This is a genomic window from Cryobacterium sinapicolor (assembly GCF_004403465.1).
Taxonomy (GTDB): Bacteria; Actinomycetota; Actinomycetes; order Actinomycetales; family Microbacteriaceae; genus Cryobacterium; species Cryobacterium sinapicolor.
Genome location: NZ_SOGQ01000092.1, coordinates 13,759 through 33,015, shown reverse-complemented (window position 1 = coordinate 33,015; position 19,257 = coordinate 13,759). Strand labels below are relative to the sequence as shown.

At 69.1% G+C, this 19,257-nt stretch carries 17 protein-coding genes; 7 read left to right on the top strand and 10 right to left on the bottom strand.

Annotated features, from left to right (window positions below; translation table 11 throughout):
• Window positions 1-19: 19 nt before the first annotated feature.
• From E3T28_RS16310 to E3T28_RS16300, 3 genes are all read right to left on the bottom strand, one after another.
• Window positions 20-2,110, bottom strand: a complete 2,091-nt coding sequence (locus E3T28_RS16310; protein WP_134433266.1) for a YhgE/Pip family protein — start codon at window positions 2,108-2,110, stop codon at window positions 20-22.
• The gene (locus tag E3T28_RS16305) at window positions 2,111-2,836 is read right to left on the bottom strand and encodes an ATP-binding cassette domain-containing protein (protein WP_134433264.1); all 726 of its coding nucleotides are present in this window, start codon (window positions 2,834-2,836) and stop codon (window positions 2,111-2,113) included.
• Window positions 2,837-2,938: 102 nt separating this feature from the next.
• Complete coding sequence (locus E3T28_RS16300) at window positions 2,939-4,519, bottom strand: carbohydrate-binding protein (RefSeq protein WP_241979406.1); 1,581 nt, start codon at window positions 4,517-4,519, stop codon at window positions 2,939-2,941.
• Window positions 4,520-4,700: 181 nt separating this feature from the next.
• On the opposite strand from E3T28_RS16300, the gene E3T28_RS16295 reads away from it, so the two are divergent.
• The gene (locus tag E3T28_RS16295) at window positions 4,701-7,049 is read left to right on the top strand and encodes a glycosyltransferase family 2 protein (RefSeq protein ID WP_134433260.1); all 2,349 of its coding nucleotides are present in this window, start codon (window positions 4,701-4,703) and stop codon (window positions 7,047-7,049) included.
• A gap of 26 nt (window positions 7,050-7,075) precedes the next feature.
• Here the strand turns inward: E3T28_RS16295 and E3T28_RS16290 are convergent, their stop codons facing one another.
• From E3T28_RS16290 to E3T28_RS16280, 3 genes are all read right to left on the bottom strand, one after another.
• Window positions 7,076-8,332, bottom strand: coding sequence for a baeRF2 domain-containing protein (locus E3T28_RS16290; protein ID WP_134433258.1), 1,257 nt, complete (start codon window positions 8,330-8,332; stop codon window positions 7,076-7,078).
• 122 nt (window positions 8,333-8,454) lie between these two features.
• A complete protein-coding gene (locus tag E3T28_RS16285) occupies window positions 8,455-8,823 on the bottom strand; it encodes a DUF4440 domain-containing protein (RefSeq protein ID WP_134433256.1) in 369 nt (122 codons plus the stop codon).
• A gap of 141 nt (window positions 8,824-8,964) precedes the next feature.
• Window positions 8,965-9,594, bottom strand: coding sequence for a TrmH family RNA methyltransferase (locus tag E3T28_RS16280; protein WP_134433254.1), 630 nt, complete (start codon window positions 9,592-9,594; stop codon window positions 8,965-8,967).
• Window positions 9,595-9,708: 114 nt separating this feature from the next.
• Here E3T28_RS16280 and E3T28_RS16275 point away from each other — a divergent pair, with 114 nt between their 5' ends.
• Genes E3T28_RS16275 through E3T28_RS16260 form a run of 4 tightly spaced genes read left to right on the top strand, consistent with a single transcriptional unit; the run spans window position 9,709 to window position 13,238 of the window.
• Window positions 9,709-10,401: a DedA family protein gene (locus E3T28_RS16275; RefSeq protein WP_134433252.1), complete on the top strand. Its 693-nt coding sequence runs from the start codon at window positions 9,709-9,711 to the stop codon at window positions 10,399-10,401.
• A 60-nt stretch (window positions 10,402-10,461) separates the two neighbouring features.
• On the top strand, window positions 10,462-11,733 hold the full coding sequence (locus E3T28_RS16270; RefSeq protein WP_420898279.1) for an Nramp family divalent metal transporter: 1,272 nt from the start codon (window positions 10,462-10,464) through the stop codon (window positions 11,731-11,733).
• A gap of 7 nt (window positions 11,734-11,740) precedes the next feature.
• Window positions 11,741-12,385, top strand: a complete 645-nt coding sequence (locus E3T28_RS16265; protein ID WP_134433250.1) for a metal-dependent transcriptional regulator — start codon at window positions 11,741-11,743, stop codon at window positions 12,383-12,385.
• Window positions 12,386-12,437: 52 nt separating this feature from the next.
• A complete protein-coding gene (locus tag E3T28_RS16260) occupies window positions 12,438-13,238 on the top strand; it encodes an HAD-IIA family hydrolase (protein ID WP_134433248.1) in 801 nt (266 codons plus the stop codon).
• Window positions 13,239-13,532: 294 nt separating this feature from the next.
• On the opposite strand, the gene E3T28_RS16255 is transcribed toward E3T28_RS16260, so the two are convergent.
• Complete coding sequence (locus E3T28_RS16255) at window positions 13,533-14,903, bottom strand: hypothetical protein (protein ID WP_134433246.1); 1,371 nt, start codon at window positions 14,901-14,903, stop codon at window positions 13,533-13,535.
• Between the two features lie 7 nt (window positions 14,904-14,910).
• Between E3T28_RS16255 and E3T28_RS16250 the strand changes: the two genes are divergently transcribed.
• Entirely contained in the window at window positions 14,911-15,732 is an 822-nt protein-coding gene (locus tag E3T28_RS16250; RefSeq protein WP_134433244.1) for a hypothetical protein, read from the top strand.
• Between the two features lie 49 nt (window positions 15,733-15,781).
• On the opposite strand, the gene pyrE is transcribed toward E3T28_RS16250, so the two are convergent.
• On the bottom strand, window positions 15,782-16,330 hold the full coding sequence (gene pyrE, locus E3T28_RS16245) for an orotate phosphoribosyltransferase (protein WP_134433242.1): 549 nt from the start codon (window positions 16,328-16,330) through the stop codon (window positions 15,782-15,784).
• Between the two features lie 53 nt (window positions 16,331-16,383).
• The gene (locus tag E3T28_RS17615; RefSeq protein WP_255408580.1) at window positions 16,384-16,506 is read right to left on the bottom strand and encodes a hypothetical protein; all 123 of its coding nucleotides are present in this window, start codon (window positions 16,504-16,506) and stop codon (window positions 16,384-16,386) included.
• Window positions 16,507-16,643: 137 nt separating this feature from the next.
• On the opposite strand from E3T28_RS17615, the gene E3T28_RS16240 reads away from it, so the two are divergent.
• Window positions 16,644-17,567, top strand: a complete 924-nt coding sequence (locus E3T28_RS16240) for a LysR family transcriptional regulator (RefSeq protein ID WP_134433240.1) — start codon at window positions 16,644-16,646, stop codon at window positions 17,565-17,567.
• A 118-nt stretch (window positions 17,568-17,685) separates the two neighbouring features.
• Here the strand turns inward: E3T28_RS16240 and E3T28_RS16235 are convergent, their stop codons facing one another.
• Window positions 17,686-19,200, bottom strand: a complete 1,515-nt coding sequence (locus E3T28_RS16235; RefSeq protein WP_134433238.1) for a CoA-acylating methylmalonate-semialdehyde dehydrogenase — start codon at window positions 19,198-19,200, stop codon at window positions 17,686-17,688.
• Window positions 19,201-19,257 lie beyond the last annotated feature (57 nt).

Genomic DNA, 19,257 nt, shown 5'->3' with positions numbered 1-19,257 from the left:
GGTCCCGGCCGGGGCCACTCTAGATGGTCAGTTCCGGGTGCAGCCGGCCCACGGTCCAGATCCGCTGGCGGCCGGCGCTCCAGGCGCTGATCGCGATCGAGCCGACCAGCATGACGGCGAGAACGACTACCGAAACCCACAGTCTAGAGTCGATGCCGCCGGTGATCAGTTCGCGCAGCCCGGTGACGACGTACGACGCCGGCATGAACGGATGCAGCACCTGGAAGAACACGGGCGTGGTCTCCACCGGGTAGGTCCCGCCCGACGAGCTCAGCTGCAGCATGAGCAGCACGAGGCTGACCACCCGGCCCGCCGCGGTGCCGAGCAGGATAATGAACATTTGCTGCAGGGCCAGGAAGGCGAGGGTCGTCAGGTAGAGGAACGCGCTCATCCCGAGCCAGTGTTCGGGCTGCAGGCCGATCCCGTAGACCAGCACAAGCACCATGATTACGACCTGGGCGAGCCCGATGGCCATCGCCGGCAGGAAGCCGGTCATGGTCGATCGCAGGCCGGAGGCGGCGCTGGCGAGGGCCCGGGTGGGCAGCGCCCGCAGGATCAGCCAGGTGATCAGCCCGCCGACGAAGGTGGCCAGGGCCAGGAAGAAGGGCGCGAACCCCTCGCCGAAGCTACCGGAGGCGTTCTCCCACTTCTGCACGAGCGTGACCGGGCTGGCGATCACGGCCGTCTTCGCTGCGATCTGGTCGACGGAGAGGTCCGGGGCGCTCTGCCCGCCCTCGGCGAGGGCGTCGGAGAGGGTGCCGCTGCCGGTGGCGAGTTCGGCGGCGCCGGTATTCAGGCTCGAACCGCCGGCGGCGAGCTCGCTGGTTCCACCGACCAGGGCCGCCGTGCCCGCCGCGAGTTCCGTGCTCCCCGCGGAGAGTGCGTGAGCACCGGAGGCCGCGGTTCCGGCCCCGTCCGCCAAGGACGCCGCGCCGGCCGCGAGCTGCCCGGCACCGGTGGCGACCTCGGCGGCGCCGGGTGCCCCGGCGGTCAGCCTGCCGGAGAGTTCCTGAGTCCCGGCGGAGAACTGGGCGCTGAGTCCGGCATAGGTCTGGGTCTGCGTGAGCGCCCCCTGAGCGCCCGTGTTCACGGTGGCGGCGCCGGCGCCGAGCTGCTCCACGGCCGGCAGGAACGCCGACACCGGGGTGCCTGCCGGTGCCGCCTGCATCTGCAGGAGCAGGTCCTTCAGTCCGGTCGACACCGAGGCGGTGCCGCCGGCGAGGGTAACGGTTCCGTCGGCGATCCGGTCGGCGCCGTCGGCGAGTCCCACCGACTTCTCGGACAGGGTCGCGGCACCCGCGGCGGCGGCCTGCAGCCCCTCGGACACCTGCACGGTGCCGTCGGAGAGCGTCACCGAAGACCCGGCGAGGGTCTGGGCGCCGTCGGACAGCGTGTCCAGCCCCGTCGCCAGGGTTCCGGTGCCGTCGGTGAGCCGCGCGGCGCCGTCGTCGAGGGCCACCGCACCATCGGCGAGGGCGTCGAGGCCGACCAGGAGGGAGCCAGCCCCGGCCGACGCGGTGGTGAGCCCGTCGAACAGTCGACCCGCGCCATCCGCTGCCGAACGGATGCCGTCACCGGCATCGTCCACTCCCACCAGGAGCGCGTTCACGGTCTGGTCGCCGATCTCGGTGGCGACCGCGTCCCGCAGTTGCACCATGGCCTGCTTGCCCATGGTGGTGGCGAGGAAGCTGTTGCTGTCGTTGTAGTCGACCTGCACAGTGGCCGGCAGCGGGGTGCCGGTGCCCGCGGAGACGGCGCTGGCCGAGAAGTCGCTCGGGATGGTGACCGAGAAGTAGTAGTCGCCGTCCTTGACGCCCGCGGCGGCCTCCTTCGCGTTCGTCACGGTCCAGGCGAGCTCGTGCCCGTCGACCAGCTCATCGACCAGGTCCTGGCCGGCAGTGACCGGTTCGCCGTCGCGGCTGGCACCGGCGTCCACGTTGACGAGCGCCACGGGGAGGTGGTCGAGTTCGTGGTCGGGCGCCCAGAAGGCCCACAGGTAGAGCGCCCCGTAGATCAGCGGGATGAACATGAGCACGACGAGTGCGATCTTGGGCATCTTGCCCCTGCCGAAGCGGTGCAGCTCAGTGCCGGAAGAGAGGAAGGCGAACATCTAGCGGGTCTCCTGATTCACAACGGCCTGGTTCAGCGGAACGGCCGGGGTCATCCCGGCTTTGTTCATCACGACGACGGTCGGGTCGAGGCCGAGCTCGGCCCACATCTCGGTTTCGGGCGCGGTCGCGGAGGCGATCACGCTGGTTCCGGCAGCGGCGAGCGCCGCCAGGCGCTGCCAGAGGATGCGCCGGGACTCCGGCTCGTGCACCTGCTCGACCTGGTCGAAGAAAAGGATGCTCGGCTGGTTCATGACCGCGAGCGCGGCCCGCAGCAGCACGGTCTGCACCTCGTCGAGGTCCCAGATCACGGTGTCCGCGGCCGGAATCGGCACGTCACCGAAAACGGGGGCACACACGCGGCGCACCTCCGAGTCGTCGACCGAGCGGATGAACGCCCACCAGGGCGAGATCCAGGCCGTGCGTTCACGGATGGCGGCTCCGACCGTGACCGACTCCTCGAGGGCGTCGATGTCGTGGAAGCCCGAGATGCCGGTGCGCTTCTGCACCCGGCGGGCCCGTCGGGGTAGCTCGTGGCCGAGCACCTCGAGGGTTCCCTCGCTCGGCTTCATGCGACCGGCCAGGGTCAGCATCAGGCTGGTGCGGCCGCTGCCGGTGGGGCCGCAGAGCACGGTGAGACCGGCGCCGGCCTCAAAGCTCAGGGGCCCGTAGACAGCGCCCCGCTTGAATCGCAGGGCCAGGTCGTGCGCCCTCACTGTCGACTGCACGTCGATCCTTTCGTTTGTACTGACTAGTCAGTATAGAACGAAAGATCGACGCGCTGCACCCCACGGTGCAGGCCGGCGTGCTCCGGGCGCCGCCCGGACCGCCTATTCCGCTGGAGCCGCCGTCGGCACGGCCGTCGGTTCCGCAGTCGGTTCCGCCGTGGGCACAGCCGTGGCCAGCTCCGCGAGGATGTCCTGCACTTCCTCGTTCTTCAGCAGTCGCCAGGGTGAGGCGGTCGCCCCCTCTAGCGCCGCCTGGGGGCTGTCGCTTTGGTTCCACCACTTCGCGATGAGCGCCCGTCCGCCGAACAGGACCAGGTCATCCTGCTGGTAGACGGTCTCGGTGGACCACTCCGGGTAGGTTCCCGCCGGCACGGTCAGAACGGGAACGGGCTTGTCGCCCGGTAGGACCGGCCCGATCAGGCTCCAGGCCGCGTCCGAGGCCGCAGCCGACGGGTCGTCGGGCAGATCTCCGCTCGTCCACCACTTCGCGGCATAGACGTTGCCGTGCCAGACGATGCGGTCGCCCTTGACGTACGCGACTTCCTCGTCCCAGATCGGATACGGACTCGTGGCCGGGTTGTCGACCACCGCGGCGTTCGCGGTGGGCTCCACCTCGGGAACGTCCGAGTCCAGCTGGCCGGTGATCTTCTGGCCGAGCACATCCACGAATCGAAGATCTCCCTGATCGACGCCGCTGCAGCCATCGGACACGCGCTTCACGTCGGGATAGTTCGGCGCGCAGGTCGCGTCGCGGTTCAGCGACCACAGCGACACCCGCCCGAGGCCCTTGTCCCGGGCGAACGCGTTCAGCCCGGCGGCGTCCTCCAGTGTGAAGATCTCCCCCGGAACGTCGTTCTGACCGATCATGGGCGTCACACCGATCTGGCGCCAGAGCGTCTGCGAGCCGATCGCCCGGCCGTCGTTCTCGTAGAGGTCGGACACCTGCGAGTGGGTGGCCTCGGCCGCCGCGATCGACGCGTCGAGCATCGAGGTCGGACGGCTTCCGAAGTCCATGGTCATCACGTTGACGCCGGCCAGCTCGACCTCGGCGTCGAGCATCTGCTGCACCGCGGTGAGACCCGCCTCGGTGAGGCCGGTTTGGGCCACCGGGAGGGTCAGCCAGACCGTGAGGTCCTCATCGGCGGCGCGCTTCTTCTTCTGCAGGGCGGCGATCGCTTCGGCCCGGCGCTCGCCGGCGGCCGTGTCGGTGAGGTTGTCCCCCTCGACGTCCAGGTCGATCGACGTGAGGTTGTAACGATCTACGACGGCGGCATAGGCCTTGGTGAGCTTGCGGGGGTCCGTGCAGGCCGTGGCCAGCTCGTCGTTGGCCAGGCCGCCGAAGGAGACGGACACCTCGCCGCCGTCCCCGACCAGCCGGGCGATCCGCCGGTCCAGGTCCAGGTTCATCTCGGCCTCGCCGAGGGTCTGGGTGGCACCCCAGGTGGGCGTGCAGCCATCGGCCGGGTCGGCCACGATGAAGGACAGCACCACGTTGGCGGCCTCATCGGAGGCAGGCTGCTCGAACGCGTAGGTGGGCGTTGCCGTGACGTCGACGTAACCGGCGAAGCCGGACGAACCTGCGGCCGCGGCGCGGGAATCCTCGAATCCGTTCCAGCCATAGCCGGCTCCGACGACGACGGCTCCGGCCGCAACACCGAGGGCGAGCACCCTGACGAGCGACAATTTGCGACCAGGAAAGCGCTTTGACAAAAAATTTCTCCCCACAATGATCCGGCCAGACCGGCACGGCGTTTCTCCATCGCCTATTATGAAGGCAATTATCGGATGATAGGGGCCCGATTTGGAGCCCAAGGTCCGAAAGTTCCACGGGCGACTGACCCGTTCGGCCAGTGCTCGGAGAAACATGACGGATCAGGCACTATCTTCAGACGCAATTGTGGGCGTCCCCCTGCTCGACGCGGATGCGGCCTCCCGCGTCACCGCGGCCCGCAAGAGGCAGTGGGGTTCCGAGAAGCGCTCCGAGCCGCTGTCGATCGTGCATCCGGTGCCGTCGCAGCGCAAACTGACGCTCGGCCGGCTGGGCATCGTCATCACTATTCTGGCCTGGGCCTACTACCTGTTCTCGACGATCTTCAAGCAGCTCGCCAACAACCCCGACGCGGGCTTCCGGTTCCAGGTGGAGACCCTCTCCTACGTGGTCGTGGTCACCTTCCTGACCTTCTCGGCCCTGATGTACCTGCTGGCCCGCCAGGGGGCGCTCTACCGGTTCAAGGACCACCAGCGGGTTCCCCGCGGCGAACTCGACCGCCACTATGCGCACTACACCGAGGGCATCACCGTCCTCGTCCCCTCCTACGCGGAGGAACCCCATGTGGTGCGGGCCACGCTCTGGTCCGCTGCACTCCAGGAATTCCCCGACCTGAAAATCGTGCTGCTCGTCGACGATCCGCCTTTCCCGACCGATTCGGCCATCCGGGCCCGACTCGAGGAGACCCGGGCGCTGACGGATGACATCGCCGCGGTCATGGCCGGTCCCGCAGCCCGCTTCACGGCGGCCCTTGAGGGCTTCCGGCACCGTGTGCACGCCGACGCGGCCGGCTCCCGGGCGGAGCTCCCGCTCCTCATCGTCGAGTACGAGGCTGCCGCCGCCTGGCTCGAGCAGATGGCCGAGGCGGAGCGCATCGAGGATCACGTCGACGAGTTCTTCGTGGACCTGGTCGTCATGGGTCTCGCCCGCGAACTGCGGCTGACCATCCTCGCCCTCACCTCGGCCCTGGCCCAGGGCACGGCACCGGACAACACCCGGATCAGGCAGCTGTACCAGCGCCTGACCTGGATCTTCAGCGTGCGCACCGAAACCTTCGAGCGCAAGAAGTTCAGCAACCTGTCGCACGAGGCCAACAAGGCGATGAACCTCAACTCGTACATCTCCCTGATGGGGCACCGCTGGCAGAGCGAGGAGACCGCCGGCTCCGTCGTGCTCCGGGAGGCCGATGACACGCCTCACCCCGACGATCTGGTCGCCCCCGACACGACCTACCTCCTGACACTCGATGCCGACTCGCTTCTACTGCGCGACTACTGCCTGCGGCTCGTCTACTTCCTGGAGTCGGCCGGCAACGAACGCGTCGCCGTCACGCAGACTCCGTACTCCTCCTTCCGGGGTGCCCCGACCCGGATCGAGCGCCTGGCCGGCGCCACCACCGACATCCAGCACATCCTGCACCAGGGCATGACGTACTACGGCGCGACCTTCTGGGTGGGAGCCAACGCCATCATCCGCAAGAAGGCCATCGAGGACATCGTCGAGGTGGAGACCGTGGGCGGGTTCGAGATCCGCACCTACATCCAGGACCGCACGGTGATCGAGGACACCGAGTCGAGCGTCGACCTCGGCACGCACGGGTGGACGCTCGCCAACTACCCGGAACGTCTCAGCTACAGCGCCACGCCCCCGGACTTCGGCTCCCTCGTCGTTCAGCGTCGACGCTGGGCCAACGGCGGCCTGCTCATCCTGCCCAAGCTCTGGACCCAGCTGACCCACCGTCGTCACCAGCGCGAGAAGATCCTCTTCCGTGAGGTGCTGCTGCGGGTGAACTACATGGCGTCCATCGCCTGGGCCAGCTTCGGCCTGCTGTTCCTGCTCGGCTACCCCTACGACAGCCGCCTGCTCAGCCCCGTCGTCTTCATCGCGGCGCTGCCGTACTTCCTGGCCATGGGCAGCGACCTCCGGGACTCCGGGCACCGCTTCAGCGACATCTTCCGCATCTACGGGTTCAACCTCGTGCTCCTGCCCGTCAACCTGGCGGGCGTGCTCAAGTCCATGCAGCAGGCCATCACCGGGGAGAAAATCCCCTTCGTGCGCACGCCGAAGGTGAAGAACCGCACGGCCGCGCCGGCCCTGTACGTGGTCGTCCCCTACCTGATCGTCGCGTTCTCGCTGCTCACGATCTGGCGCAACTACCTGGACCAGAGCTGGGGCAACGTGGCCTTCGCCACGTTGAACGCCGTGCTCGCCGCATCGGCCATCAAGTCGTACATCGGTATCCGCAACTCGATCGTGGACATCGTGCTGGGAATGGTGAGCTGGCTCTATGTCGCGCCGAAAAAGCCCAAGGCGACGGCGCCGGTGATCGTGCCCAGAACCCCGGAAGAGGTCGACTGGGCCTCCGTGCTGTACTTCGGAGACCGCCGCCTCAACCGTGACCTTCGCGGAGGCAACGACCGACGCCGTCGCGCAAACCTGAGCTGAGCCGGGGCCGCCCCCGCGGCGGGGCGCTACCGCTCTGGCCGGTCACGACCGGTCGACAGACCGCCGGATGAAGCGCGGCGACGCGGGAACGTCACCGCGTCGCCGCGGCTGGGGAGCCCGGAGAGCTCTGCCTCTGCGGGGGTCGGAGCTTCGGCCGGGGCCGGGAGAGTCGACCAGCGCAGCAGCGCGGCGATACTCGTCTCCGCCGGAAGCTCGCCGGGAGACACAACCATCACCCGCGCATCCGTCAGGATTGCCGCACGGATCAGCGCGTCGGCGGCCGGCACCGAGCCGAGTTCGCCTGCGCCGAGGGCATCGGCCGAGCTGCCGGCCAGCCAGGGCTCACGGTCGAGGGCGATCAGGGTCTCCCCCGGCATCCGATCCGGGGCCAGCATCAGCACGTCGACCTGGTGCTGCTGCAGGGCGCGCACCACGGCCGCGAAGTCGAGCTCGGAGAGGCCGCTGCCCTGTCCCGCCCCCAGCCGTTCGAGGGCATCGTGCTCCTCCTGCGCGAGGATCGCAGCAAGGTGGCGGTTGAGGTCCCCTTCGAGTTCCTCCTGGGCGGCGCCGCCCGGACGGGTGTTCGTGGGCAGGACCTGCAGCACTTCGCGGCTGGTGGGCGAGAGCTGGTCGACGAGAAGCTGTCGCGCACGCACGTCACCGGTGAGCATGAGAAGTTCGGCCTTGCTGTCACGCACGACCTCGTCGATCGCGGCGGCGATCTGGCCCTCGTTGCGCTTCCACACCTCCTCCGTGCGGTGCTGATAGCGTCCGTTCGCGAGGAAGTCGTCTTCGGAACCCACCTTCGTGAGGAACTCGGTGTCGCCCTTCACCCTCACCTTCGACAGCGGGTGCGTGCGGCTCAGCCGGTACAGGGTGACCTCGCCGCCGTCGCGCCCGACCTCGGCCACCACGTAGTTGAGGTCCCGTGGGCGGTGGATCAGCAGTGGGATCAGAGCGGGCACGGGCCCGTAGGAGACCAACAACTCGCCGAGCGGCTCTCCTGAGAGCACCTCGTTGAACTCGACCACCCCCTCCCGCACGACCATCAGCCGGCCCATTCGGCCTCCCACACCCGGCGGCTCCTCGATCAGCTCGATGATGGTGCCGATGTCGATCTCCGGGGCGCCGGCTTCGGTCAGCGCCTCCCGCAGGGTGCGCTGGCGCAGGGAGGAGGTGCGCCGGGGGTTCTGCGCGTCCTGGGTCACGTCCACATAGGCGCTCGACACCGAACCGGCTCGACGGTACAGGTCCGCGAGCCCCTCATTACCGAAATCAGCCATTGCCGGAGTCCCTTCTGTGGCAGTTTGTCGGCCACGGTATCCCCGGGTTCCGGCGTCCACAACCCTGCCGGGACGGGCCACAACACAGCGGACCGGAGCGGGAAAACCGCCCCGTCGGGCCGCTACCGGGCGGTCTGCTGGTGCGCCGCGACACACCAGCCGCCGTCGGCGAATACGTAGGTCGTGGCCGCGTTCGTCTCGATCATCTCGTCGCCGCGGTGGGCCAGGAGCCGGTAGACGAGCACGCCGGCGTGGTCGTTGAGGCGCACCACGGCCGGCTCGCGCAGCTGGTAGCCGGTGATGGCAGGCATCCCCTTGAAGAAGGCGATCGCCTCGTCACGGGTGACGATCCTGCCCGGCAGGATCAGCAGCCCGTCCGCGGTCATCGTTCGCCGGTAGTAGTCACCGCCGTGGCCGGCGACGATCGCCTGCCACCCCTCGTGCTCTTCGTGCAGGAGGCGGGCGGGCAGATCGTCAGTGATCGCAGTCATGAGCCAACGCTAGCCCTAAACGATGACAGCCGGGGTCCCCCTCCCGCCGCAACCGTGGCCCGGTCGGACAACTGTTGCCCGCACACGGGCGACAGTCGTCCGCTTCGGCAACAGTTGCCCCCGGTCGCGGGCGGTCAGCGCTCAGAATCGGTGCTGCAGCACCCAGTCGTGCATCGTGACGGCCGCGGCGGCCGACGCGTTGAGCGAGCGGGTGGAGCCGAACTGGCTGATCTCGACGACGGCATCCGCTGCCTGGATCGCCTCCGGAGACAGTCCGGGACCCTCCTGCCCGAACAGGAGCACGCAACGCTCGGGGAAGCGGAAAGTTTCGATGATCACGCTGCCGGGCACGTTGTCGATGGCGATGATCGGTAGGGTCTCGGCGGCGGCCCACTCGACGAAGGTGGCGACATCCGGGTGGTGCAGCACGTGCTGGTATCGGTCGGTGACCATGGCCCCGCGCTTGTTCCACCGCTTCCGGCCGATGATGTGCACCGTGTCGGCGGCGAACGCGTTGGCGCTGCGCACGATCGAGCCGATGTTCATGTCGTGCTGCCAGTTCTCGATGGCGACGTGGAACGGATGCCGCTTCTCGTCAAGGTCGGCGACGATCGCCGCCATACTCCAGTAGCGGTAGCGGTCGATCACGTTGCGCGTGTCACCGCGCTCGAGCAGCTCGCGGTCGTAGAACGACTCCTCGGGCCAGTCTCCGGCCCAGGGTCCGACGCCGTGGGTGGACAATTCGGGCGTGGGGTTCTGCGACTCTTGCACTGATCCACCGTATCCCGCCGAGCACCGCAGGGCGTGCCGGGATCAGCGTCGGGTACTCTAGCGTGCAGGGTTCGCGTTTCGCCGGCTCGCACCCCGATTGAAGGAACCACCACCATGCATCCCACGCTCTTCGGCATCGACTTTCTCGACTCGGAGTGGCTGATCGGCTGGTTCGGGTCGTTCGTGCTCCTCGGCGTCGCCGCCGTCGTCTTCGTCGAGACCGGCTTCATCGTGCTGTCCTTCCTGCCCGGAGACTCCCTCCTCTTCACTGTGGGCCTGCTCACCGCCACCGGGGACGTGCCGTTCCCGATCTGGGTGACCTGCCTGGTCATCTTCATCGCCGCGTTCTCCGGCGACCAGCTCGCCTATTACATCGGTCGGAAGGCGGGTCCCGCCGTCTTCGCCCGCGAACAGAACCGCCTGTTCAACCCGAAGAACGTGGAACGCACCAACGCGTTCTTCGCCAAGCACGGCGGCAAGGCCGTCATCATCGCCCGCTTCCTGCCCGTGTTCCGCGCCTTCGTGCCGGTCGCCGCCGGCGTCGGCCGGATGAAATATCGCACCTTCGTGCTCTTCAACCTGATCGGTGCCTTCGCCTGGGGTGTCGGCCTCACCCTCGTCGGCTTCCTGCTCGGCCAGATCGAGTTCGTGGCGAAGTACTCCGAGTACTTCATCATCGCCATCGTGCTGCTCTCGGGCGTGCCGATCCTGTCCGAGCTCTACAAAGCAGGCCGCGAGACGATGCGCACCCGCGGCAAGAGCCCCGTGCCCGTCACCACGATCCCCGAGGACCTGCGCGAGGAGTAACCACTACGGCGGTGCGGCGGCGATCTTTCGGTCTGCCTAAATCTGCCCTATCCTTTCGGTGTGGCTAAAAACAACGTGCGCACGGATGCGAGAGGCCCGATCCCGGAGATCGCGACCGCGCCATCCTCTCGCTTGCTCTGGCTGCTCGGCCCGGCCCTGGTCGCGGGCGTCGCCTACCTCGACCCCGGCAACGTCGCCAGCAACATGACCGCCGGCGCCCGCTACGGCTACCTGCTGGTCTGGGTGGTCGTGGCCGGCAACGTGATGGCCTGGCTGATCCAATACCTCTCGGCCAAGCTCGGCATCGTCACCGGCACGAGCCTGCCGGAGATCCTCGGGGTGCGGATGCGGCGTCCCCTCACCCGGCGCCTCTATTGGGTGCAGGCGGAACTGGTGGCCATGGCCACCGACCTGGCCGAGATCATCGGCGGCGCGGTCGCGCTGAACCTGCTCTTCGGCCTTCCCCTGCTCGCCGGCGGCGTGATCACCGGCGTCATCTCGATGATCGTTCTCACGGTGCAGACCCGTCGCGGCCCTCGCATCTTCGAACGCGTCATCGTGGCACTGCTGCTCATCATCACCGTGGGCTTCACGGCCGGGGTGTTTTTCGCCCCACCGGATGCCGGCAGCGTCCTCTCCGGCCTCGTGCCGCGCTTCGACGGCGCGAACTCGGTGCTCCTGGCCGCGTCCATCCTCGGTGCGACGATCATGCCGCACGCCATCTACGCGCACTCCGCTCTCACCCGGGACCGCTTCCCGGTCGTGGCGGACCGCGCGGCGACGCGTCGCCTGCTCTGGGCCACCAAGTGGGACGTCACGATCGCGATGGTGATCGCCGGAACGGTGAACCTGTCGATCCTGTTGCTCGCGGCATCCGCTCTGCAGGGCGTCGCCGGCACCGACACGCTCGAGGGTGCCCACGTGGCCCTGGAGGCAACCCTCGGGCCGGTGATCGCGACGGTGTTCGCGGTCGGGCTGCTGGCCTCCGGGCTGGCGTCGACCTCGGTCGGGGCGTACGCGGGCGCGGAGATCATGCACGGCCTGCTGCGCGTGCGGGTGCCTCTGGTGGCGCGCCGGGTGGTCACCCTCATTCCGGCGCTGCTGATCCTCGGCGTGGGTTTCGACCCGACCGAGGCCCTGGTGCTCAGCCAGGTCGTGCTGTCGTTCGGCATCCCGTTCGCGCTGATCCCGCTGGTCTGGCTCACCATGCAGCACGGGGTGCTCGGTGAGCACGCCAACCGCTGGTTCACGACCCTCGCCGGCGCGATCTGCGCGGTGCTCCTGGTGGCGCTGAACGTGGTGCTGCTGGTGCTCGTGTTCACCGGGGCGTGAGGGCGTCATGAAGCACACCACCCCCGCGGCCGAGGACTACCTCAAGACCATCTACGCGCACACCGAGTGGCAGCCGAGCCCGATCACGCCCTCGGTGCTGGCCGCGCGGCTGGGGGTGGCGCCGTCGTCGGTCACCGAGATGGTGAAGAAGCTCGCCGCCGGCGGCCTGATCGAGCACGTCCCGTACGGGCCGCTCACCCTGACCCGGGCCGGTTTCCTACGCGCGACCGCGGTGGTGCGCCGGCACCGGCTGATCGAGACCTGGCTCGTGCGGGAGATGGGCTACGACTGGCACGAGGTGCACGACGAGGCGGAGGTGCTCGAGCATTCCATCTCCGACCGGCTGCTGGCCGCGATCGACGACCGGCTGGGGCATCCGTCCGCCGACCCGCACGGCGACCCGATCCCGGCCGAAGATGGAACCCTGGCCCGCCCTGCCGCCGTGCTGCTGGCGGAGGCCGCCCCCGGCCATGTCGGGGAGGTGGTGCGGATCAGCGACCGCGACCCGGACATCCTGCGCGACCTCGCCGTGGATCGGGTCGGCCCGGGAACCCGGCTCACCGTGCTCGAACCCGGCGCGGTGCGGCTGCCGGGCGGCGGCATCCGTCGGCTGTCGACAGCGGCGGCCCGGTCGATCTGGCTCACCGCGTAACTGACTGGAAACCTCGCGCCGCTAGGCTTGTCCCCGAACCGAGGGAGCACCAATGACACGCCGCGAAGACATCGAATGCTGGCTCACCGATATGGACGGCGTGCTCGTCCACGAAAACAGCCCGCTTCCGGGCGCCGCAGAACTGCTGCAGCAGTGGAGCGACGCCGGTACGCCGTTCCTGGTTCTCACCAACAACTCGATCTTCACCCCTCGGGACCTCAGTGCCCGCCTGCGGGCATCGGGCCTGAACGTGCCGGAGGACCGCATCTGGACCTCCGCCCTGGCGACGGCCGACTTCCTGCGCTCCCAGGCGCCCGGCGGTACCGCCTTCGTGATCGGGGAAGTCGGGCTGACGACCGCGCTGCACGAGGCCGGCTTCATCATGACCGAGACCAACCCGGACTACGTGGTGGTCGGCGAAACCCGCAACTACTCGTTCGAGGCCATCACCAAGGCCATCCGTCTGCTCCTGAACGGCGCCCGGTTCATTGCGACGAACCCGGATGCGACCGGCCCCAGCGCGGACGGCCCCCTGCCTGCCACGGGTGCGATCTCGGCCCTCATCACCAAGGCCACCGGCATGGAGCCCTATGTGGTGGGCAAGCCGAACCCGATGATGTTCCGTTCGGCGATGAACAAGATCGGCGCGCATTCGGAGAACACCGCCATGATCGGCGACCGAATGGACACCGACATCGTCGCCGGCATCGAGGCCGGGCTGCACACCATCCTCGTGATGACCGGCATCAGCGACACGGCTGAGATCAGCCGCTACCCGTTCCGCCCGGACGAGATCCTCTCCGGCGTTCACGAGCTCGTCTCCAAGGAGCCGGTGGAGTCCGACGCGATCTAGGGTGCGTCGCGCGGCGAGCCGCGGCGGCGGCGCCCGCCGAACCGGCGGCGCCCGCCGCCGCATCCGTTGCCCCGCCGCGGGGGTGTCCTGACGAATTCGACGGAGATTTTGGCCTGGAACCCCGTTTTCAGACCGAAACAGGCCATTCTCGGCACAATCTCCGTCGAATTCGTTCGGGTAGCGGTTAGCGGGCGGTTAGCGGGCGGTTAGCGGGCGGTTAGCGGGTAGCAGAGGGCGGGCGACGGATGCCGCGAGTCGTCACACCCGCTCAACCATTCTGCCTGGGCAGTGCAGTTAGGCGGCCGGTTCCGGACCGGGACCCGCGACGCTCGCGGTGAGCGGCTCACCCGAGGCCCGGCTCACGAAGCAGTAGTAGTAGCGGGCACCCTCAAACCACTGTTTCTCGGTGATCGGGTAACTGCCCTGCACCTGCACGTCGTCGTAGGCCGACGCCGCGGCCAGGTCGATGACGCCGGTCGCGCTGCAGAGCAGGTTGATCTGCCCGGCCAGCTCGGCCTCCCCCGGGAAGGGGGCGGCGGTATCCCCGGCGAACAGGCCGCGGTACACGAGCTGCGCGGCATGCGGTGCGGCGCAGTCGGCGACCGTGAACTCGTCTTCCCAGGGGCTCACATAGGGCTGAAGGCATTCGCCGCCGAACAGTGTGTCCCACGGGTGGTCGCCGACCGGCTGCGGGCCGGTGGCCTCGGCCGGCGCCGACGGCGCGGTACTTGGGGTGGCGCTCGGGGCCGGTGCGGCACTGGACGTGGACACCGCGACCGGAGTGGCGTCGCCGCCGACCAGACTCTGCCCGAGGAAGAACAGCGCCGCCAGCGCGAGCACCAGAACCAAGCCGCCCGCGATCCAGATGCGGAGCCGGGGCTTGCCGGGTCGGGATCCTCCGGGCGGGCGACCAACCGAGGCAGGCCGTGCCGTGCCTGCACCGGCACCGGCACCGGAACCGGCACCGGACGATGCACCCGCCGAGGCACGCGCCCCGGACGCGGCGACCGGGGCATTGGTGCCCGACGAGGCGCTTGTGCCGAGCGCGGAGCGCGGGGCCGCCGTGCCGACCAGGCTGTTCGTGCCGGTCGTGCCCGCCGAGGCGATCGGGGTGGTCGGGGCTTCCGTAGCCCCCGCGGCGGTCGGGCCGGTCGTACCGGCGGAGGCGAGCGGGGCGGCGGCAGCACTCGGACCGGCTTGGGCGGTGGCCACGGTCGGAGCTGGTGCGGGTTCGGGGGAACGCGGGGCGGCAGCTGCGGCTGCGGCTGCGGCTGCGGCTCCGGCTGCGGCCGGTTGCACCGAAGGCGCGGCTAAGGGAGATGCGGGGGTCCCGGCGGGCGCGGCTGCGGCGCGGGCCGCGGCGGAGGCCTGCGCGGCCGTCTCGGCCAGCCGAGTGTGAGAGTGGGTGCCTGGTGCGGGAACAGCTGCCGCGGGTGCGGGGGTCGGGCCCGCGACGGAGGCGGGAACCGACAGCGACGCGGCCAGGCGTGCCCGCAAACGGCCGCGGGCGGAGACCGGAGCCGGCAACGGGGTCGGCTCGGGTGCCGGCGCAGGCGGCGTGCGCCCGGCCAGCAGGTCGGCGGCCGCGATCTCTTCGGGGGTCAGCTCGAGTGGGGACTGGGCGAGGCTGGCCCACCACGGCGCCGGCGCGAGATCGGCTTCCACCGAACGGATGCCGTCGCTCCCGTGTGCACGGTCCGATCCGTTCCCGCCGGGCACCGGCATGGGCGCTGGGGCCTCGACGGGCCGCGAAGGTGCGGGTGCCGAAGGTGCGGGTGCCTCGGTCGACACAGGGTCGGGTACCGAACGGGCGGGCACCGAGCCCGAAGGCGGACGCGGGCCGGCCGGAGTCAGTTCCGAAGCCAAGTCATCCGTGCGCGCAGCGGTCGACGGGTTCGATCCGGCAGCGGCCGTGTTCGCGTACGCGGCCGGCTGCAGCTCGGAAGAGGCCGACGCAGGGGCAGACGCAGGAGAAGAGGGAGAAACAGGAAGAGACGCAGCCACGGAAGAAGACGCGGAGACGGGAGAAGACGCAGCGACGGGAGCAGACGGCGCAGTCCGGGCGGCACCTGCCGCATTGCCGGCTGAGGCGGCACCGGTCGTGGTCACACGCGCCGGATTCGCGGGCGTCACGACGAACAGGGCCGCTGTCGTGGTCGGCACGGATCCCGTCGCGGTCGACGACACCGCAGACGGCGACCCCGCAGGCAGCGGACCAGGCACCGACGTCGACGGCGCCGAAGCGGCGGGAATCACGGGGACCGCACCGGCCCCACCAGCAGCAGCAGCAGCGGCCGCCGCCCGTGCCGCTGCCCCCTTGGCGAGCCGAGGATCAGGCTGGGAGGTGGGCTTGAGCCCCCAGAGGAAGACGCCGGTATGGGTCGTCGGCTCGACGGGCGCCGGTGGAACGATGCGCGAGGTTCTCGGCCAGCGCGGCGACTGGCGGGGCGAGTACTCGTCCGGCAGCGCCGGGCGCGCACCATCACCGAGCTGAGATGCCAGCCACGCCATACCGTCTTCGCCGGGCACCTCGTCCTTGGGCACTAGTTCAGCCCCAGGTCCTCAAGGCCGATGGCGGCGTAGTAGGGGTAGCCCGCGGCTTCGATCACTTCGCGGGCACCGGTGTTGCGGTCGACGACGACGGCGACGCCGGCGATGATCGCGCCCACTTTGAGGAGCGCGTCGATGGCCGCCAGCGGGGAGCCGCCCGTGGTGGACGTGTCCTCGAGCACGACGACGCGCTTACCGGCGAGGTCGGGTCCTTCGACCTGCTTTCCCCGGCCGTGGTCCTTGGGCTCCTTGCGCACGACGAACGCGTCGTACGCGGCGCCGCGGGCCACACCCTGGTGCAGGATGGCCGCGGCCACCGGGTCGGCACCCATGGTCATGCCGCCGACCGCGGTGACATCAGGGATGTCCGCGATCAGGTCGAGCATGACCTGGCCGATCAGGGGGGCGACGCGGTGGTCGAGGCTGACCTTGCGCAGATCGACGTAGTACGTCGCCTTCTTGCCGCTGGTCAGGGTGAAATCCCCATGGAAAACGGCCTCGGCCGAGATGTGGGCGATGAGCTGCTGGCGTGTGTCCGTCACAGGTCCAACTTTAGGCCATCGGCCGGTCGGAGAGCCTGAGGGCAAGCGAGCCCTTAGAAGATGCGAACGAGCTTGCGCTCGGGCACGCGACGGAAGCCGTCCTTGTGCACGTCGACGACGACGGCAACGACGGAAGAGATGACGATGAGAACGAGAACGGCGAGAAGAACAAACACGGTCGTACCTTTCGGGTAATGGGGTTGAGTGTCGGGGAGACGGAGGCACCATTGCACGAGTTCGACATATTTATTTCACCATCTTTAACTTTGCAGCACAATCGCATTGTTCTGCACGGAGTGTGTAGCTTTGCTACATGGATGTCCAACGACTCGAACTGCTCCGCGAACTGGCCGAACGCCACAGCATCACGGAGGTCGCACGCGCCACGCACCGCACGCCATCTGCTGTCTCGCAGCAGCTGAAAGTGCTCGAACGCGAGGCCGGACTGCCGCTCACCGAGCGCAGCGGCCGCGGCCTCGTTCTGACGGATGCCGGACGCGCCTTGGCCCGCAGCGCAACGGATGTCGCGGTCGCCCTCGCCCGCGCCCGGGCGGTCTGGGACGAGTTCCGCAACGACGCCACCGGCGAGGTGAGCCTGGTCACGTTTCCGACCGCGGGTGAGATGCTGCTGCCCGGAGCGGTGAAGGCCATCGCCGCCGTGCCCGGACTCGTGGTCAACTGCACCGACAAGGACCCGGAGCTGAGCGACTTCCCCGCACTCACGGCGGAGTACGACATCGTGCTCGCCTACAGCCTGCGCGGCCAGCTTCCGTGGGGCGGCCGGGGGCTGACGGTGGTTCCGCTGATGACCGAGCCGCTCGACGTCGGGGTACCGGCCGACCACCGGCTGGCCTCCCGGTCGTGGATCACCCCGGCGGACGTCATCGGCGAGACCTGGATCGGCGCGCCGACCGGCTACCCGTTCGAGCGCATCCTGCACCAGATCGAGCAGAAGGCCGGCAGCCAGATCACCGTCGCCCAGCAGTTCGCCGACCTGCGGGTGATCGAGGCGTTCGTCGTGGCAGGCCTCGGCATCGCCCTGGTGCCCCGGTACACCTGGGGCGGTGACCAGCCGGGCCGGCTCGTGCTCAAGCCGCTGCGCGGGGTGGACGCCGAACGTCAGATCGTGGCGCTGATGCGCCCCGACCGGGCCGAGCGTCTGGCCGTGCGCACCGTGCTCGAGGTGCTGCGCACCGAGGCCGCCCGGGTGCAGGCCCAGCACGCCCTCATCCCCTAGGCCTCTGGCCCATGCACCGGCCGCGAATGCGGGCGAATTGTCGGTTAGGAAGGGTCATACCGACGATTCACCCGCACTCGCGGCCATACGGGCCGTGGCGAGCGGAGAAGACAGGGTGCTAGGCGTTCTGCGGGAAGCCTAGGTTGATGCCGCCGTGGCTCGGGTCCAGCCACCGGCTCGTGATGGCTTTCTCCCGAGTGTAGAAGGCGATCCCGGCCGGGCCGTAGGCCTTGGCGTCGCCGAACAGGGAGTCCTTCCAGCCGCCGAACGAGTGGTAGGCCACGGGCACGGGGATCGGCACGTTGATGCCGACCATTCCGACCTGCACCTCGTTCTGGAACCTTCTCGCCGCACCGCCGTCATTGGTGAAGATGGCCGTGCCGTTGCCGTAACGGCTGCGGTTGATCAGGTCGAGTCCTTCGGTGTAGCTGGCGACCCGCACGACGGAGAGCACCGGGCCGAAGATCTCGTCGAGGTAGACGTCGGAGTCGGTTGTCACCTTGTCGAAGAGGGTCGGGCCGAGCCAGAAACCGGATGCGTCGCCGTCCACCTCGATGCCGCGACCGTCCACGACGACCTCGGCACCGTCGGCCCTGGCGATGTCGATGTAGGAGGCCACCTTGTCGCGGTGCACCTCCGTGATCAGCGGACCCATGTCGCATCCGCGCATGCCGTCGCCCACCCTGAGGCCCTGGAGCCGTTCGGTGATCTTCGCGACCAGCTCGTCGGCGACCGGTTCCACGGCCACCACCACGCTGATGGCCATGCAGCGCTCCCCGGCCGAGCCGAAGCCGGCATTGACGGCGGCATCCGCGGCCAGGTCCAGGTCGGCGTCGGGCAGCACGAGCATGTGGTTCTTCGCGCCGCCGAGAGCCTGCACGCGCTTGCCGTGGTGCGCGGCCGTCTCGTAGATGTACTTCGCGATCGGCGTGGAGCCGACGAACGAAATCGCCTGCACATCGGGGTGCACGAGCAGGGCGTCGACGGCTTCCTTGTCGCCGTGCACGACGTTGAGCACACCGTCGGGCAGCCCGGCCTCGGTCATCAGGGCGGCCATCCAGTTCGACGCGGACGGGTCCTTCTCGCTCGGCTTGAGCACGACCGTGTTGCCGGCCGCGATGGCGATCGGGAAGAACCAGAGCGGCACCATGGCGGGGAAGTTGAACGGGCTGATGATGCCCACCACGCCGAGCGGCTGACGCAGCGTGTAGACGTCGACGCCCGTGGACACGTTCTCGGAATACTCGCCCTTGCTCAGGTGCGGCATGCCGAGCGCGAACTCGACGACCTCGAGGCCGCGCGCGATCTCGCCGAGCGCATCCGAGGTCACCTTGCCGTGTTCGGCGGTGAGGATGTCGGCCAGCTCGCCCTTGCGCGCGTTCAGAAGTTCCCGGAAGTTGAACATGACGCCCTGCCGCTTGGCCTGGGACGTGTCGCGCCAGAGCGGATAGGCGGCCTGAGCGGAGGCGACGGCGGTGTCGACGTCGACGCTGCTGGCCAGGAGCACGTTCTTCGCTACGGCGCCGAGCGCCGGGTTGAAGACGGGCGCGGTGCGGGTCGAGACTCCCAGGAGGGGAGCCCCGTCGATCCAGTGGGTGATGACGGGCAGTTCGGTCAGGGCGGTCTCGGTCATGGGCGTTCGTCTCTCTTCATTCTCGTCGTCGAGTTGTGGTCAGGGTGCCCGTTCCGG

What these genes read in the sequence shown, in the direction of transcription:
- E3T28_RS16310 (WP_134433266.1), bottom strand. Translation starts at nt 2,110, where the DNA reads ATGTTCGCCTTCCTCTCTTCCGGCACTGAGCTGCACCGCTTCGGCAGG.
- E3T28_RS16295 (WP_134433260.1), top strand. Translation starts at nt 4,701, where the DNA reads ATGACGGATCAGGCACTATCTTCAGACGCAATTGTGGGCGTCCCCCTG.
- E3T28_RS16290 (WP_134433258.1), bottom strand. Translation starts at nt 8,332, where the DNA reads ATGGCTGATTTCGGTAATGAGGGGCTCGCGGACCTGTACCGTCGAGCC.
- E3T28_RS16285 (WP_134433256.1), bottom strand. Translation starts at nt 8,823, where the DNA reads ATGACTGCGATCACTGACGATCTGCCCGCCCGCCTCCTGCACGAAGAG.
- E3T28_RS16275 (WP_134433252.1), top strand. Translation starts at nt 9,709, where the DNA reads ATGCATCCCACGCTCTTCGGCATCGACTTTCTCGACTCGGAGTGGCTG.
- E3T28_RS16265 (WP_134433250.1), top strand. Translation starts at nt 11,741, where the DNA reads ATGAAGCACACCACCCCCGCGGCCGAGGACTACCTCAAGACCATCTAC.
- E3T28_RS16260 (WP_134433248.1), top strand. Translation starts at nt 12,438, where the DNA reads ATGACACGCCGCGAAGACATCGAATGCTGGCTCACCGATATGGACGGC.
- E3T28_RS16250 (WP_134433244.1), top strand. Translation starts at nt 14,911, where the DNA reads ATGCCGTCGCTCCCGTGTGCACGGTCCGATCCGTTCCCGCCGGGCACC.
- E3T28_RS16240 (WP_134433240.1), top strand. Translation starts at nt 16,644, where the DNA reads ATGGATGTCCAACGACTCGAACTGCTCCGCGAACTGGCCGAACGCCAC.
- E3T28_RS16235 (WP_134433238.1), bottom strand. Translation starts at nt 19,200, where the DNA reads ATGACCGAGACCGCCCTGACCGAACTGCCCGTCATCACCCACTGGATC.